This is a genomic window from Streptomyces sp. Tue6028 (assembly GCF_002300165.1).
Classification (GTDB): domain Bacteria; phylum Actinomycetota; class Actinomycetes; order Streptomycetales; family Streptomycetaceae; genus Streptomyces; species Streptomyces siamensis.
The window spans coordinates 21685-37487 of record NZ_MLCE01000038.1; the positions used below are offsets into that span (position 1 = coordinate 21685).

General features: G+C 71.9%; 14 protein-coding genes. 5 read left to right on the plus strand and 9 right to left on the minus strand.

Annotation, left to right across the window (positions count from 1 at the left end; translation table 11 throughout):
* Positions 1–13 precede the first annotated feature (13 nt).
* Entirely contained in the window at positions 14–475 is a 462-nt protein-coding gene (locus tag BKI49_RS34215) for a TIGR03668 family PPOX class F420-dependent oxidoreductase (RefSeq protein ID WP_373557630.1), read from the minus strand.
* A 290-nt stretch (positions 476–765) separates the two neighbouring features.
* Positions 766–1317, minus strand: a complete 552-nt coding sequence (locus tag BKI49_RS34220; protein WP_095938205.1) for a CoA-transferase family III protein — start codon at positions 1315–1317, stop codon at positions 766–768.
* A gap of 389 nt (positions 1318–1706) precedes the next feature.
* Here BKI49_RS34220 and BKI49_RS34225 point away from each other — a divergent pair, with 389 nt between their 5' ends.
* Positions 1707–2141, plus strand: coding sequence for a protease inhibitor (locus BKI49_RS34225; RefSeq protein ID WP_095938206.1), 435 nt, complete (start codon positions 1707–1709; stop codon positions 2139–2141).
* Between the two features lie 232 nt (positions 2142–2373).
* Here the strand turns inward: BKI49_RS34225 and BKI49_RS34230 are convergent, their stop codons facing one another.
* Entirely contained in the window at positions 2374–2871 is a 498-nt protein-coding gene (locus BKI49_RS34230; RefSeq protein ID WP_095938207.1) for a methyltransferase family protein, read from the minus strand.
* Positions 2872–2990: 119 nt separating this feature from the next.
* On the opposite strand from BKI49_RS34230, the gene BKI49_RS34235 reads away from it, so the two are divergent.
* Positions 2991–4574 (plus strand): bifunctional phosphatase PAP2/diacylglycerol kinase family protein, encoded by a 1584-nt coding sequence (locus BKI49_RS34235; protein ID WP_095938208.1) that lies wholly within the window; start codon positions 2991–2993, stop codon positions 4572–4574.
* A gap of 15 nt (positions 4575–4589) precedes the next feature.
* Here the strand turns inward: BKI49_RS34235 and BKI49_RS34240 are convergent, their stop codons facing one another.
* Positions 4590–6092, minus strand: coding sequence for an MFS transporter (locus tag BKI49_RS34240; RefSeq protein ID WP_095938209.1), 1503 nt, complete (start codon positions 6090–6092; stop codon positions 4590–4592).
* Between the two features lie 176 nt (positions 6093–6268).
* On the opposite strand from BKI49_RS34240, the gene BKI49_RS34245 reads away from it, so the two are divergent.
* Together BKI49_RS34245 and BKI49_RS34250 are read left to right on the plus strand one after the other, a co-directional pair.
* Entirely contained in the window at positions 6269–6622 is a 354-nt protein-coding gene (locus tag BKI49_RS34245; RefSeq protein ID WP_095938210.1) for an ArsR/SmtB family transcription factor, read from the plus strand.
* Between the two features lie 5 nt (positions 6623–6627).
* Positions 6628–7164 carry an SRPBCC family protein gene (locus BKI49_RS34250; RefSeq protein ID WP_095938211.1) on the plus strand — a complete coding sequence of 179 codons (537 nt, stop codon included), beginning with the start codon at positions 6628–6630 and terminating at the stop codon, positions 7162–7164.
* Positions 7165–7200: 36 nt separating this feature from the next.
* Here BKI49_RS34250 and BKI49_RS34255 read toward each other — a convergent pair whose 3' ends face one another.
* From BKI49_RS34255 to BKI49_RS34275, 5 genes are all read right to left on the minus strand, one after another.
* A complete protein-coding gene (locus tag BKI49_RS34255) occupies positions 7201–10029 on the minus strand; it encodes an NHLP bacteriocin export ABC transporter permease/ATPase subunit (protein WP_095938212.1) in 2829 nt (942 codons plus the stop codon).
* Position 10030: 1 nt separating this feature from the next.
* Positions 10031–12268, minus strand: a complete 2238-nt coding sequence (locus BKI49_RS34260; protein WP_179332675.1) for an NHLP family bacteriocin export ABC transporter peptidase/permease/ATPase subunit — start codon at positions 12266–12268, stop codon at positions 10031–10033.
* On the minus strand, positions 12265–13074 hold the full coding sequence (locus tag BKI49_RS34265; protein WP_095938214.1) for an HlyD family efflux transporter periplasmic adaptor subunit: 810 nt from the start codon (positions 13072–13074) through the stop codon (positions 12265–12267). Before BKI49_RS34265 ends, BKI49_RS34260 begins: the two co-directional genes overlap by 4 nt.
* Positions 13075–13164: 90 nt before the next feature.
* Positions 13165–13380, minus strand: a complete 216-nt coding sequence (locus BKI49_RS34270) for a type A2 lantipeptide (RefSeq protein ID WP_095938215.1) — start codon at positions 13378–13380, stop codon at positions 13165–13167.
* 661 nt (positions 13381–14041) lie between these two features.
* The gene (locus tag BKI49_RS34275) at positions 14042–14455 is read right to left on the minus strand and encodes a PaaI family thioesterase (RefSeq protein ID WP_028798595.1); all 414 of its coding nucleotides are present in this window, start codon (positions 14453–14455) and stop codon (positions 14042–14044) included.
* A gap of 195 nt (positions 14456–14650) precedes the next feature.
* Between BKI49_RS34275 and BKI49_RS34280 the strand changes: the two genes are divergently transcribed.
* A partial coding sequence (locus BKI49_RS34280; protein ID WP_095938216.1) for a S1 family peptidase occupies positions 14651–15803 on the plus strand: 1153 nt, incomplete at its 3' end.

A 15803-nucleotide genomic window follows, 5' to 3' on the forward strand; every position in this document is an offset into this window, starting at 1 on the left:
CATGGGGTGCGGGTCAGCCGGCCGGGTCCTCGCCGTGCGCGGCGAGCCATCCGTGCCAGCGGTGGACGGCGACCGCGATCACCGGGCCGTCCGGCGGCCGGCCGCGGTACTGGGCGTACTTCTCGCGCAGCGCGGCGACCGCCGTTCCGTACGTCTCCCGCGCAGTTCCCTCCGGCGCGGCGGGCGGCACGACGCGTGCGTCGCCGTCCGCCCGGACCCACCACAGGCGGCTCCAGTCCTCGTCGTACGCGTCCACGAGCAGACAGACGGCCGGGTGCGCCGCGATGTTGCGCAGCCGCTTCAGCCGCGGGGACCGCTTGGGCTTCCCGTCGACCGCGGTGACGATCTCGTCGCCGAGTACGGCGAACACGACCGGCACCAGGTGCGGGCGCCCCCCGGCGTCCACGGTCGCCAGCCGCGCCACCCGCGCGGTGAGGAAGCGGCGTCGCGCTTCCGTCTCGTCCATGTCCGGCACGGTGAGCCTCCGGTCCTTCCTGTCGGGCGAAGGCCCGACGACCCGGCGACGGCCCGACGACCCGGCGACGGCCCGACGACCCGGCGACGGCCCGACGACCCGGCGAAGGCCCGCCGTGCCGGCGATCCCCGGGGTGCCGGCGCCGCCCGCCGTGCCGTCGGCGTACGGACGAACCCTCGGCCGGAACAGCCGGAGCGGCCGGAACACAGCCGTCCGGTTGTGTCCGTTCCCAGTGTGGCGCGACAGCCGGGAGGCGGGGGCCGTCCGTGCGCCGGAGGAGGGAGAACCGGTCACTCCTCGTCGGTCGCCGTGTCCCCCGGTTCGGTGTCCGGACCCTGCGCCCGCACGCGCTGCACGTGCTCCAGCGACTCGCGCAGTTCCGCGAGCCAGTCGTCGGTGTGGCGCTGCACCAGGCGCACGCACCAGGCGAGGGCGTCGCTGCGGCTGCGGGCGACCCCGGCGGCGACCAGGGTGTCCAGGACCTGGCGCTCGGGCTGGCGCAGCCGCGTCATGACCGGCGCCGCGACGTGCGTGAACAGGGCGCGCACCGAGCCGCACTCCACGCCCCAGGACACCTTCTTGCGGAACCGGTGCTCCGCCTCGCGCGCCACCGCGATCCGGTCCTCGCGGGTGCGCTCCCTGAATTCCTGGACGCGTGCCTCGACGGCCGCCTCCTTCTCGGCGTCCGATGCGTCGTCGCCGAGCCGGGGTTCGGGGATGCGGCCGACGACCGTGATCTCCTCCCGGTCGACCGTGACCTCCACGAGGCTCTCGAAGAGGTCGTCGGGCAGGCGGCCGGCGAACCAGCCGCGCAGCTTGTCGCGTTGCTCCGATGTAATCATGTAATCACCATTACTCCGCGGGCGAAATGGGGCAAGAGGGTCCGGGCGAAGTCCGCTGTGGGCTGAAGGCGCGGTCGGTGCCTGGCTCCGCCGGGGGCCCGCACGGGGGCGCCGCGGGGGTCCGGCGCGGGGTGAAGCGGAATGTTTCAGGCCTATTGCCGAGCCACGGAAATCTGGCCATGAGGTCCCGGCGGGCGATCAACGGTGGCTCAATTCCGGGGCCCAGGCGTTCGAATTCCGTAACTTCACGCCACTGCTTCAACACTCAAAGTTACCGAAACGCATGGGGTCGATGTGTGTTTCTCGTGAGGACTCGGCAGACTCGCGCTCGCCGAACCGGCACCCGACCGAGCCGGTTTCGCATTCGATCGAGCGGAAGGATGCACACAATGCCGAACACCGCGCGTTGGGCAGCGGCTCTCACTCTGACGGCCACCGCCGTCTGCGGACCCGTCGTCGGGTCCGCCCACGCCGCCCCCGCCGCCGGCCCGTCCGGGCTCTACGCCCCGTCGGCCCTGGTGCTCACCACGGGCCACGGCGCCACCGCGGCCACCGTCACACCGGAGCGGGCCGTCACCCTGAACTGCGCCCCGACGGCCTCCGGCACCCACCCCGCCGCCGTGCAGGCCTGCGCCGAACTGCGCGGCGCCGGCGGGGATCCGGGCGCGCTGACGCTCAGAGACGGCGTCTTCTGTACCAGGCAATACGACCCCGTGGTGGTCACGGTCGAGGGTGTCTGGCAGGGCAAGCGCGTCTCCTACGAACGCACCTTCGCCAACGAGTGCGTGAAGAACTCCTACGGGACGACCGTCTTCACGTTCTGAGAGACCGGGATCGCGACGTCCCCGTGAAGAGCGACCGAGGTCCGTGACTGGGGAGTGCGGGCCACGTCGCGGGGACACCACGCGATTTCGCACCGAGGGTCGGCCGGACGGAGTGGGGCCGTCGGCCGGCCCTCGGCATGTCCATGCCCGGGGTCTCCCCTCGTCTCTCGGGCCGGACTTCCTCGCACCCGGTCGCCCGACGTTCCGTCGCCGCCATGCCCGTGACGCGTGCTCAGCCGGAGTAGTGCCACGCACCGGGCCGGGGCCACCAGCCGGGCACCGCCCGCCGGTGGCGCTCGTAGTCCGCGCCGAACCGCGCCACCAGCTCCGGTTGCTCGTACCACCGGGCGAAAGCCGCCATCACCAGCCATGCGATCGCCCCGTACGCCAGGAGCAGCGGTCGCGCGAGCAGCAGGGCCTGACCGAGGATCACCGCGACGACCGCCAGGTACATCGGATTGCGGACGTACCGGTACAGCCCGCCCACGACCAGATGATCGGGAGGCGCGACCGGCGCCGGGGTGCCGAGTCCCTCGCGGACGAACCGCACGAAGGCGGTCAGCAGCACGTACGCGCCCGCGGCCGGCGGCAGCAGACCGAGCGCGCGCACCGGCGGCCACCAGTGACCGGGCTGCCGGCCGGTCAGCCACCAGGGGATCAGGACGGCCACGGTGCCCGGCGCGAGTGCCAGGAAGAGTGAACTGCCGGCCGCCGCCGCGGATCTGCGCATGCACCCACCATGGCCCCGGCGGCCCGCACCGGGAAGCCGCTGCGCCGCACGGCGCAGCCCCGTCACCGGTCCGAGTCGCCCAGGATGCCGGCGCGGACGCGACGCCGTAGCGGTTGAGCATGCGTGCACTGGGCGAGCTGGACGAGCGGCTGTTCACACGGGTGGCGGGGGCGCGGATGCCCGGAGCCGATCCGGCGCTGCGGCGGCTGAGCCACTCGGCCGACCACGGAGCGCTCTGGTTCGGCACGGCGGCCGGGCTCGCGGCCGCCGGTGGACGCACCGCCCGGCGTGCGGCCCTGCGGGGCGTAGGAGCGCTCGCGCTCGCCTCGCTCACCGTCAACACGGTCGTGAAGTGGAGCACCCGCCGCCCCCGGCCGCTGCTCGATCTGGTGCCGACGGTCCGTCACCTGCGCATCCAGCCGCACACCACGTCCTTCCCGTCCGGGCACTCCGCCTCCGCCGTGGCCTTCGCCACCGGGGTCGCCCTGGAGTCCACGCGGTACGGCGCCCTGGTCGCGCCCTTCGCCGCCGCGGTCGCCTTCTCCCGTGTCTACGTGGGCGTGCACTACCCCGGGGACGTGCTGGCCGGGATGGCGATCGGCGTCGGCGCCGCTGCGCTCACCTGCCGCTGGTGGCCGCCTCGCCAGGTCGTCCCGGGGAGACAGCGGCCCGTCGCCGACGCGCCCGCGCTGCCCCGGGGCGAGGGGCTGGTCGTGTTCGTCAACAGCGGGGCCGGCTCCGGCGCCGCCGCCACGTCCCTGCCCCCGGCCGAACGGCTGCGCGCGCTGCTTCCCGGGGCCGAACTGATCGAGCGGGGCCCCGACGACGATTTCGCCGCGCTGCTCGCCGAGGCCGTCGACCGGGCCGCGGAGAGCGGCGGAGTCCTCGGCGTCTGCGGTGGGGACGGCAGCGTCAACGCCGCCGCCCGCGCGGCGGCCGAACGGGGCCTCGCGCTGGCGGTGTTCCCCGGCGGCACCCTCAACCACTTCGCCCAGGACCTGGGGGTGCCGGACTACGAGGACACCGCGGACGCCGTGGTCCGGGGCGAGGCGGTGTCAGTGGACCTCGGTGTGGCGCGCTCGGCCGGCGGCGAGGACGTGCGGTTCCTCAACACCTTCAGCATCGGCCTGTACCCCGAACTCGTCCGGATGCGTGAGCGTGCGCAGGAGCGGTGGGGCAAGTGGCCCGCCGCCGCGTTCGCCCTGGTCAGGGTGTTGCGCACCGCGACCCCCGTCGAGCTGAGCCTCAACGGCCGCCCGCGCCGTCTGTGGCTGCTGTTCGCGGGCAACGGACGCTACGTCCCCGAGGGCTTCGCCCCGTCCTACAGGCCGCGGCTCGACGACGGACTGCTCGACCTGCGCGTGGTGGACGGCGACCACCGTCTCGCCCGCACCCGGGTCGTCGTCTCCGCGCTCGCCGGGGCCCTGCACCGCTCCCGGGTCTACGGCGCGGAGCAGGTCCCCTGGGTGCGGCTGGAGAACGTGACGGGTACGGACTCCCTCGCGTACGACGGTGAAATCGCGTCCGCCGAGGCGTCGTTGAGCCTGGAGAAGGAGCCCGGTGCGCTCGTGGTGTACCGGCCCGCGGTGCCGCACGACGAAGCGGCGCGGCAGGCGCGGCCGGCCGCCGGGACGGCCGGCCGGGGCGGACGGGCGAGGGGCCGCCGTCTCCCTGCTGACGGCGGCCCCTCGGACCGGGGGTGATCGGTCCGCGACCGATCACATGTGGACGACCGGTGCGGCGTCCGGGTCCTGCTCCAGCTTCCCGCGCCGGTAGAGCAGGAAGGCGATGACGGCGCCCGCGACGAAGAATCCGGCCGACCACCAGAAGGCGGTGGTGTAGCTCTCGATCGTCGACCGGGCCTGGACCAGCTTGTCGGTGGCGTCCTTGCCGGACAGGTAGTTCGTCGCGGCGCTCGCGGCGAGCGTGTTCAGCAGGGCCGTACCGATCGAACCACCCACCTGCTGCATGGTGTTGACGGTGGCCGAGGCGACTCCCGCGTCCTCCGGGGCGATCCCGCTGGTGGCGAGCGACATGGCGGGCGGCATCACCATGCCGAGGCCCGCGCCGATGAGGAGCAGCTGCGGCAGGACCGCGGTCGAGAAGGACGAGCCGATGCCGATGCCGGTCAGCCAGGCCATGCCGAGCGCGGCGAGCGCGAAGCCGGCGGGGATGACGGCCTTCGGGCCGATGCGCGGCACCAGCACCGTCGTGGAGACCTGGGCCATGACCATCAGGGCCGCCATCATCGGCAGGAACGCCACACCGGTCTTCGTCGGGCTGAAGCCCAGGTTCAGCTGGAGGTAGTAGGTGAGGAAGAGGAACACACCGAACATGCCGGCACCGGTGATGAGCACGGTGATGAACGAGGCGGCACGGTTGCGGTCGAGCAGGACGCGCATCGGCAGCAGCGGGTGCTCGGCGACGCTTTGCCGGCGGACGAACGCGGCCAGCAGGACCACACCCGCGGCCAGGAAGCCCCAGGTGGCGGGCGAGCTCCAGTCGTGCGTCTCGGCGTTGGAGAAGCCGTAGACCAGTGAGAAGAGACCGGAGGAGACCAGCAGGGTGCCCGGCAGGTCGAGCTTGGATCCGGCCGCGTCGCGGTGGTTGCCCAGCAGCACCCAGCCGCCGGCGAAGGCGACGACCGCGAAGACGAGGTTGACGAACAGGGTCCAGCGCCAGTCGAGCGTGTCGGTGAGGACACCGCCGAGCAGCAGGCCCACCGCGCCGCCGGCGCCGGCGATGGCGCCGTACACGCTGAACGCCTTGGCGCGTTCCTTGGCGTCGGTGAACGTCGTGTTCAGCAGCGAGAGCGCGGCGGGCGCGAGGAGTGCGCCGAAGACACCCTGCAGGGCGCGGGCGGTGACGAGCATCCCGAAGCTGGTCGCCGCGCCGCCGAGCACGGAGGCGGCGGCGAAGCCGGCGACGCCGATGAGGAAGGCGGGCTTGCGGCCGAAGAGGTCCGCGATACGTCCGCCGAGCAGCAGCAGGGAGGCGAAGGCGAGGGAGTAGGCGGTGACGATCCACTGCCGGTTGCCGTCCGAGAAGCCGAGGTCGGCCTGGGCCGACGGCAGGGCGATGTTCACGATGGTCGCGTCGAGGACCACCATCAGCTGCGCGATGCCGATGATCGCGAGGATCCACCAGCGCCGGTTCGAGGCGGGCGCGGGCGGTGCTTCCACGGCACCCGCGCGGGTGCCGTCGGCCACGGTCTGAGACATGGGAGAACACTCCGGGGAAGGTCGCTCAGGGATGAGTGCACTAAACGAAACGGTTTCGTACACATCGACATCCCGAGACTAGACCCCGTCGAGCGAAACGGCAACGTTTCGCTAAGTGACCTGGGTCGCCCTCGTATACCTTGACGGGCATATAACCAAAGAGGCATATTGAGGCCATGTCCGAGGCATCCCTGTGGGCCGCGCTCGCCGACCCGCACCGGCGTGCCATCGTGGCGCTCCTCCTGGAGCGCCCGCGCGCCGTCGGCGAGATCGTCGAGGCCTGCGGTCTGAGCCAGCCCAGCACCTCCAAGCACCTTCGGGTGCTCCGCGACGCCGGGCTCGTGCGGGCGCGCCAGGACGCGCAACGCCGTGTCTACGCCCTCGACCCCGCCCCGATCGCCGAACTCGACGCCTGGCTCGCCCCGTACCGCACCCTGTGGAACGAGCGCCTCGACGCCCTGGGCCGACGCCTGGACGCCGCGGCGGGGGAGCCACCGGACGACCACGACACACCCTCCCCGAAGGACTGACCGCCATGTCCGCCGAGCGCACCGACCTCACCGGCACCTACCTCACCCTGGACGACGGGCGCCCCGCCGTCCGCTTCAGCAGGACCTACGACCACCCCGTCGACCGGGTCTGGCAGTTCGTGACCGACCCCGACGAACTGGCCCAGTGGTTCCCCTCCCGCGCCGAGTTCGAGCTGCGGCCGGGCGGCACCGTCACCTTCAGCGGCGACCCCAACACGGCGGACTCGCGGGGCCGCGTCCTCGCCGTCGACCCGCCCCGGCACCTCTCCTTCGCCTGGGGCGGCGACGAACTGCACTTCGACCTCGAAGCCCTGGACGACAAGCGCACCCGCTTCACACTCACCGACGTCCTCGGAGCCGCGGACACCGCCGCTCGCAACGGCGCCGGCTGGGAGGTGTGTCTCGCCGCCCTCGACGCGAAGGCCCGCGGCGAACACCCCGAGGGCCCGCACGCCGGGGCCGGAGCACCCTGGAAGGAGTTCTACCGCGGCTACCTCGAGGCCGGGGTCCCCTCCGGCGCGCCCGTTCCGGGGCTCGACTGAACAGGCGGGCCACCGCAGCCGCACGCCGTTCCCGGCCTACCGCATCTGCCGTCGCACCAGTTCGTGCAGCCGCCCGCCGGTGTCCGCCAGCAACTGCGCGGGCGGGCCCTGCTGGGCGACCCGGCCGTCCTCCATCACGATGACGCGGTCCGCGTCCATCACGGTCGACAGACGGTGGGCGATCACGACACGGGTGGCCTGCAGCGCACGGGTGCTCTCGATGACCGTGCGCTGCGTGTCGTTGTCGAGAGCGCTCGTCGCCTCGTCGAAGAAGAGGATCCTCGGACGCCGGATCAACGCCTGGGCGATCATCAGCCGCTGGCGCTGACCGCCGGAGATCGCACCGCCGCCGGAGACGATCGTGTGCAGCCCCATCGGCATCCGCTTGATGTCCTCGGCCAGACCCGCCATCTCGGCCGCGGCCATCGCCTCCTCGGGCGTGTACGGCTCGGTGCCGCAGATGCAGTCCAGGATCGACCCGGTGAACGGCTGCGCGTGCTGGAGCACGACACCGCACTGACGGCGCACGGCCGACTGGTCGAGAGCCGCCAGGTCCTGCCCGTCGTACAGGACGCTGCCCGAGACCGGCCTGTCGAAGCCGATGAGCAGGCGCAGCAGCGTGGACTTGCCGCAGCCGCTCGGGCCGACGATCGCCACGAACTCGCCCGGCCGGATCTCGAAGGACACGTCGTCGAGGACCAGCGGACCGTCGTCGGCGTAACGGAAGGAGAGCCGCCGCGCCTCCAGGCCCCCGGACAGGACGCCCGGGCGCGTGTTCGCCGCGCGCACCTCCGGCGCCGCTTCGAGCACCGGCTTGATCTCCTCGAACATCGGCAGCGCGGCAGCCGCCGAGACGAACGCGCCGGTGATCTGGGTGACCGAGGTCAGCAGCATCGTCACCGCCGTGCTGAAGGTGAGGAAGTCCGCCGCCGACAGCGAGCCGCGGGCCGGGCCGGCGAGCAGCATGAACATCAGCAGGGTGCACAGCGGCAGATAGACCGCGCCCATCACCGTGTTCAGGTTCTTGATGCGGCCCACCTTCTGCTGGAGCTCGCGGCTGCGCGCGAACTCGCCCGCCCAGGCGGCGTACGCGTAGTTCTCCGCCGCCGCGACCCGCAGCTTGGGCAGCCCCCGCAGGGTCTGGAACGCCTGGTTGTTGAGCTTGTTGCCGAGCACGACCAGGCGGCGCTGCCAGCGCACCTGCCACAGTCCCAGGCCGAGGAACCCGGCCGCGATGACGACCAGCATGGCGATCGCGGCCAGCGCCATGGGAACGCTGTACCAGAGCAGCAGCCCCAGATTCATCGCGCCGATCGTGCCCGCCTGCATCAGCGTCGGGCCGACACCCGCGAGCAGGCGGCGGATGCCGCTGATCCCCATGGCGGCGCTGGCGAGTTCACCGGTCGACCGGGACGTGAAGAACTTCGTCGGCAGGCGCAGCAGCCGGTCCCACACCGCCGGCTGGAGCGTCGCCTCGATCCGCCCCTCCAGCCGCAGGATCGTGAGGTTCTGCAGCAGCATGAACGCCGCCGACACGACACTGGTGAGCATCAGGGCCAGACACACCTGCACGATGAGGTCGTGCTGGGCCTTCGGCACGTACTCGCCGAGCACCTTGCCGGTCGCGATCGGCACCAGGGCTCCGATCACGACGGTCACCAGGCCGCTGACCGCGAGACCGCGCAGATCCCCGCCGGTCCCGCGGAGACAGAACCGCAACAGCCCGAACGGGCTGGGCGTCCGCTCCGGCAGCGGCCGGTAGAACATCACCGCCCGCGGCTCGAACTCCGCCGCGTTGGCCTTCTCGACCGGGGTCTCCCGCCCGGAGGACGGCTGCACGGCCACATAGCCGCCGCGCCGCCACAGCAGGGCGACCGGCGCGCCGGACACGGCGCGGTGGCCCACCAGCGGGCCGATGTTGTCGCGCCACCAGCGCCCGTCCAGGCGTACCGCACGCGTGCGGATCCGCGAGGCGAGCGCGATCCGCTCGACCGGGTCGAGCCGGTCGCTCTCGGTGCCGCTCTGCGCGGGCTCCGCGAGGTCGATGCCCGCGGTGCGGGCGACCAGCTTGCACGCCGCGTACGTGGCGTCCGCGTCGGCGGCGGTCGGACGCTTCGCCGACGACTTGCCGATGGAGGCCAGCAGGGTCCGGTCGGCCTGGGCACGGACCGCCTCACCGGCCTTGATGCCGGCCGCCGTACGGTCCTCGTGGCTCGCCTCCAGCTGCTCGATCCAGCGGTCCAGCGTGGCCAGCAGCCGGTACTGCTGATCGACCATGCCCTGCCACACGCCGGGGTCCATCAGCAGATCGGCCGCGGCCTCGGCGCCGTACAACGAGCCGTACTGGACGCTGCCGGGCGGCACCTGCATCCAGAAGACGTCCTCGTCCGTGAGCGCGGCGGCGTTCTCCGTGGCCATCGGGGCCTGGAAGAGAATGGACAGGCTGCGGCCGACCCCGAGGGCGAGGGCGTACTCCAGCGGGCTGGACGTCGGAGGCACGTACTGCGGGTTGCCGTACTCGTCGTAGGACCAGGTCTCCGTGTTGACGGGCTGGTACAGCTCGCGCAGCACGATCCGGTGCACCACGCAGTCGCGCAACGGCCGCCCGACGAGCGTGTGCTGGGGACCCGCGACCGGGCCGAGCAGCAGCGAGCCCGCTTCGAGCCTGCCCAGATGGTGCCAGTGACCCTGCTGCACCGCGTCGACCGCGAACAGGTCCATGGCGCCCGCGGCGACCAGCCACAGCACCTGCGGACCCTCCAGGTCCAGCCGGTTGAGACCGGAGCAGTCGATCGGCGTGCCCATGCCGCCGAGTGCGCCGAGGACGAGGTCCCCCTCGTGGACGCCCTCGTGAACCGTGGTCATCTCATCGCTCCTTGACCAGCTCGGCGTACGGGCCGCCGGCCGCCACCAGGGCGTCGTGCCGCCCGCGTTCCACGATCGTGCCGTGCTGGAGGACCACGATCTCGTCGCTGTCGCGCACGGTGCTCAGCCGGTGCGCGATCACCACACAGGCGCAGCCGCGCTTGCGCAGGTTGTCGATGACGAGCTGCTCGGTCTCCGCGTCCAGGGCGCTGGTCACCTCGTCGAGCACCAGGATGCTGGGCCTGCGCACCAGCGCTCGCGCGATCTCCAGACGCTGGCGCTGGCCGCCGGAGAAGTTGTGCCCGTCCTGCTCGACCCGGCTGTGGATGCCGCCCGGCCGGCGCGTCACGACGTCGTACAGCGCCGCGTCCTGAAGGGCGGACACCACCGCGTCGTCCGGGATCGACGGGTCCCACAGCGCGATGTTGTCGCGCACGGTGCCCTCGAAGAGGAAGACGTCCTGGTCGACGAAGGAGACGGAGGCGGCGAGCGCGCCGCGCGGGATGTCCTCCAGCAGCTGACCGTCGATGCGGATCGAGCCCTCCCAGGGGGCGTACAGGCCCGAGATCAGCCGGGAGACCGTCGACTTGCCGCTCCCGGAACCTCCGACCAGCGCGACCTGCTGGCCCGGCCCCACCGTCAGCGAGAATCCGCTGAGCAGCGGCTTGTCGAGCGGGCTGTAGCCGAACGTGATGTTCTCCAGTTCGACATGGCCGTGCAGCCGGCGGGTGGACTCGCCGGTGCCGGGGCGTGCGTAGAGCGGGTCCGCCTGGAAGTTCTCCACGTCCTTGAGCCGGGCGACGTCGGCCGCGAAGTCCTGGATGCGGCCCGCGACACCGTTGAGCCGGGTGATCGGCGCCGTGAAGCGGGTCACCAGGGCCTGGAAGGCGACGAGCAGACCGACGGAGATGTGCCCCTCGACGGCGCGCATCCCGCCGATCCACAGGATCAGCGCGGAGTTCAGCGTCGCGAGCGTCGGCGCGACCACACCCAGCCACGCGCTCGGCACACCGAGGCGCTGCTGCTCCTCCAGCGTGGTGGCGTGCTGCCCGGCCCACTTGCGGAAGTAGCCGTCCTCGCCGCCGGTCGCCTTCATCGTCTCGATGAGCTGGAGCCCGGTGTAGGCCGTGTTGGTCAGCCGCGCGGTGTCCGCGCGCAGCTTCGCGGTACGGGTCGCGCGCATCCGGACCACCACGCGCATCGCCACCACGTTGAGCAGTGCGACACCGATCCCGACGGCCGTGAGCTGCGGGTCGTACGTGTAGAGCAGCACCGCGTAGAGCACGACCACGATCGCGTCCACGCCGGCCGCGGCGAGGTCACGGGCCAGCGTCTCGGACACCGCGTCGTTCGACTGGAGCCGCTGCACCAGGTCGGCCGGACTGCGCTGGGAGAAGAAGGTGACGGGCAGCCGCAGCAGGTGCCGCAGGAAGCGGGCGCTGCTCAGCGTGGAGGAGATGATGCGCCCGCGCAGCAGATTCGCCTGCTGCAGCCAGGTCAGCACCACCGTGAGCAGCACCGAGGCGCCCATCGACGCGAACAGCACGCCCAGCAGCGAGGTCTGGCCGCCGATCAGATACGTGTCGATGTAGGTCCGGCTGAGCGCGGGCAACGCCGCGCCGACCGCCACCAGCAGGAGGCTGGCGAGCACGGCCGCCGGCATCGTGCCCGAGGTGCCCCGCAGCCGGGCCGGCATGGCGCCCAGCACTCCGGGCCTGCGCCCGCCCTTGCGGAAGTCGGGCCCCGGCTCCATGACCAGGACGACACCGGTGAAGCTGGTGTCGAAGTCCTCCATGGGGACGAAACGCCGTCCCTTGCCGGGGTCGTTGATGTGCACGCCGCGCCGGCCGAAGCGTCGCCCCATGCCGTCGAACACGACGTAGTGGTTGAACTCCCAGAACAGGATCGCGGGCGCATTCACGTCTGCGAGGGCGACCGTGTCCATCTGCATGCCCTTGGCCGTGAGGCCGTAACTGCGGGCCGCCTTGAGGAGGTTGCTGGCGCGCGAGCCGTCCCGCGAGACACCGCACGCGATGCGCAGTTCTTCGAGCGGGATGTGCCGGCCGTAGTGGCCGAGCACCATGGCGAGGGAGGCCGCACCGCACTCCACGGCCTCCATCTGGAGCACGGTGGGGGTGCGCACCGTCTTGCGCCGCCCCTTGGGGACCGGCCGCTTGGGCGCGGGCGCGCGGCGTCTGCCCCGCACCGGCGGGGGGAGCGTGTCCTGGGGAGCGGTCACGGCAGGAGCCAATCGACGGGTCGCTGATCGGCCATGCGGATCGAACCCGTGGCCAGGGTCATGGAGGTGAGCGCGTACGGCGGTCCGTCCGCCGAGGACCACTTCAGGCCGCTCTTCGTGGCGGACGAACGGTCGAGGCGCACCAGGACGGCCACCGGGCGGCCCTTCTTGGTGAACTGCTCGCCGAGCTGGCTGTCGCCGAGGTAGGCGGCGATCTGCTGCTGGGTCTGCACCGTCCGGCCGACGGACTTCACATGGCCGCGCAGCACTCCGTACTGCTGGGTCGGCACCGACTGGACGCTGAGGTCGACGGCGGCGTCCGCGGGAATGGTGGCGGCGTTCTCGGCGGGGACGTAGACGGTCGCGTAGAGCGGGTCGTCCGCGTGGGCGACCTTCTCGACGGCCGCGACGTTCGCGCCGGTCGAGATGATGGCGCCGATGGTGGCGACGAGCGCCGTGATCCGGCCCGCGGCGACGGTACGGACGACGGCTGTCTCGCCCTGGGCGGTCCGCACCTTCAGCACGGGGGCGTTCGCGGGGAGCCGTTCGCCCTCCTTGGCGAGGACTGCGGTGACCTGGCCGGCGACGGGGCTCTGCAGCACGTAACTGCCCTGCCCATGCGTGAGGACGGCAGGTGCGCCGACCGTGGAGGTGACGGTGCCCGTGACGGCCCAGACGGAGGCCGCGGCCATGGCGACGAGGGTCACGGAAAGGACGAGCCAGCCCTGCGGGCGGGCGAAGCGCACCGGAAGGTCGAGCTCCTCCGGCGACTGCAGCTTGGCGAGGGCCTGTTGGCGGAACTGCACGGGACTTCCCTCACCTGTTCGAGAGGTTCACGGCATCCGAGAGTCCCGGAACCGGGAAGCGGTTCCGGGACTCAACGGTGTGAAACGGGATCAGAGACCCGCGACCAGGCCGGTGACCGGGGCGGTGTTCAGGCCGGTCACGCCCTCGACGGTGCCGATGGCCGTGCCCGCGAGGCCGGAGACCGGGGCAACGCTGTCGACCAGGCCGGACACGGTGCCGACGGCGTTCAGCGACAGGCCGCCGGAGACGTTGTCGAGGTCGGCGTCCGAGATCTCGGCGGTCTCAACACGGGGGGTGGAGTTCATGGTGGAACTTCCCTTCGTATGGATATTTCATAAGGGGGGAGCGGCCCCCTCTGGGGACAGATGACGGCCGCCGCCGCGGGGCTGCGACACCCGTTCCCAGGCGTCCGGTGCGACCTCCGCGGTGCAACGGATCAAAGCACGGTCGCGGGGCACGCTTCCAATCAACCAGGGCTCTCACCTGGGAACTTGAGTGCGCGACAGGTTCAACCGTGCAGGTGTGCGCACGTCTTTGCGGCGACTTCTTCACATGCTGCGCGGCATCCATTCGTGCGCGCGCTTGCCGTCCGCGGACCGAATGGGACAGTCCCGTCGCAATGGCACGCAGGGGGGCGCGCGGCTGTGCAGATCCCTCGCACACGGTGACTTGGTTGCGTAATGGATGTGCAGATTCGCTGAAGCCAGGATTCCGCTCGTGCTCGAAGACGATCCGTTACTGATCGGTAGCGGAACGTGTCGGCGGGCTCGCGGAAGCGTTCGGCCGGGCGAACGGGCGTGTGTCGCGCGGTCTCGCGGCGGTCTGCCGTGCGGCCCTGTGTCGGGTGCCGCGCGGCTCTGCGAGGGAGAACGATGAGTGGGGTCTGTGAGGGGCGCGCGGCTCTGCAAGGGCGGCCGGGCGGCCCCGTGACGGAGTGTCGGACGGGGCTCCCGGCCGCCGGCGTGGTCAGCCCAGCAGTGCGTACACCGTGCTCGCGCGCGCGGCGACCTCCCCGGACCCCTCGGCGGCCATCGTGATGTCGGCGAAGGCCATACGGCGGCCGAGCTTGGTGAGGACCGCCTCGACCAGGACGTCGGCGTCCGTCACCGCCCGCTGGAAGCTCGTGGACTGCTGCACCGTCGTCATCGGGACGAACGCGCCGCGTGCCGCCGACACCGCGATCACGGTCGCCGTGTCGGCGGCGGCCATCAGTGCCTGTCCCGACAGGGAACCGCCCTCCCGGGACAGTCGTGCGGACCACGGCAGCCGCAGGACGGCGCGGCGGTCGCCCAGCTCCGCCACGGACAGGCCCAGATCCAGGACCCAGGGGGCGAAGTTGTCGTCGAGGATCTTGTCGGCTTCGGCAAGGTTCAGCGTCATACGGGGCATTGTTCCCCGACTCCCTGGCCGACGTGGCGATTTGCCTGGCATTCCGCGCCTTCGAGTCGCCTGGATCCTGCCATTTGCAAAGGCAGTTGAACGCCACCGGCGGCACACGCGTATCAACCACCATCCAGGCGCCCCCCAGTCAGCTGCCGGACGGCGGCATCGACCCCGTCCCCAGGAGGTCAAGAGTTGAGTCACAAACGGATACCCAAGCGCAAGGCCGCCATCGCGGCGGGAAGCGTGGCGGCGCTCGGAGCTGCGGCCCTTCTGCTGCCCAACGCCAACGCGTCCCAGTCGAACGGGGACGACGCCACCCCGAAGACGTTCAAGGCGGGGGACGTCGCGGACGTCGCCTCCCAGCTCGCCTCGCAGCTGGGCCAGTCCTTCGCGGGCTCCTACTACGACGCGGGCAAGCAGCAGCTCATCATCAACGTCGTCGGTAACGACAGCAACGTCGTCAACCGGATCGAGAAGGCCGGCGCGGTCGCGAACGAGGTGCAGAACAGCACCGCCGAACTGAAGGCCGCCGCCAGAACGCTCAAGGCGGACGCGACGATCCCCGGCACCGCGTGGGCCGTCGACCCGAAGACCAACGAGATCCGCGTCACCGCCGACTCGACCGTCACGGGCGGCAAGTGGGACACCCTGGAGTCGACCGTCAAGGGTCTCGGCTCCGGCGTTGCCACCGTCAAGAAGTCCGCCGGCACCTTCAAGACGTTCGTCGACGGCGGCGACGCCATCTTCGGCGGCGGTGCGCGCTGCTCCCTCGGCTTCAACGTCACCGCGGGCGACGGCAGCCCGGCCTTCCTGACCGCGGGCCACTGCGGTGTGGCCGCGGCCCAGTGGTCGGACTCCCAGGACGGCGCGCCGATCGCCACCGTGGACCAGGCCACGTTCCCGGGCGACGGCGACTTCGCCCTCGTCAAGTACGACGACCCCAACACGCAGGCCAACAGCGTGGTCAATGTCGGCAACGGTCAGTCCGTCGAGATCACCCAGGCCGCGGACGCCACCGTCGGGCAGCAGGTCCTCCGGATGGGCAGCACGACCGGTCTCAACGACGGCAGCGTCACGGGGCTGGACGCCACCGTGAACTACCCGGAGGGCACGGTCACCGGCCTCATCCAGACCGACGTCTGCGCCGAACCGGGCGACAGCGGCGGCTCCCTGTTCACCCAGGACGGCAGCGCGATCGGTCTGACCTCGGGTGGCAGCGGCGACTGCACCAGCGGCGGCGAGACCTTCTTCCAGCCGGTCACGACCGCGCTCCAGGCGGTCGGCGCCACCCTCGGCGCCGGCGGCGCCGGAGCGGGCGACGCGGGTGCGGGCGACGCGGGTGCGG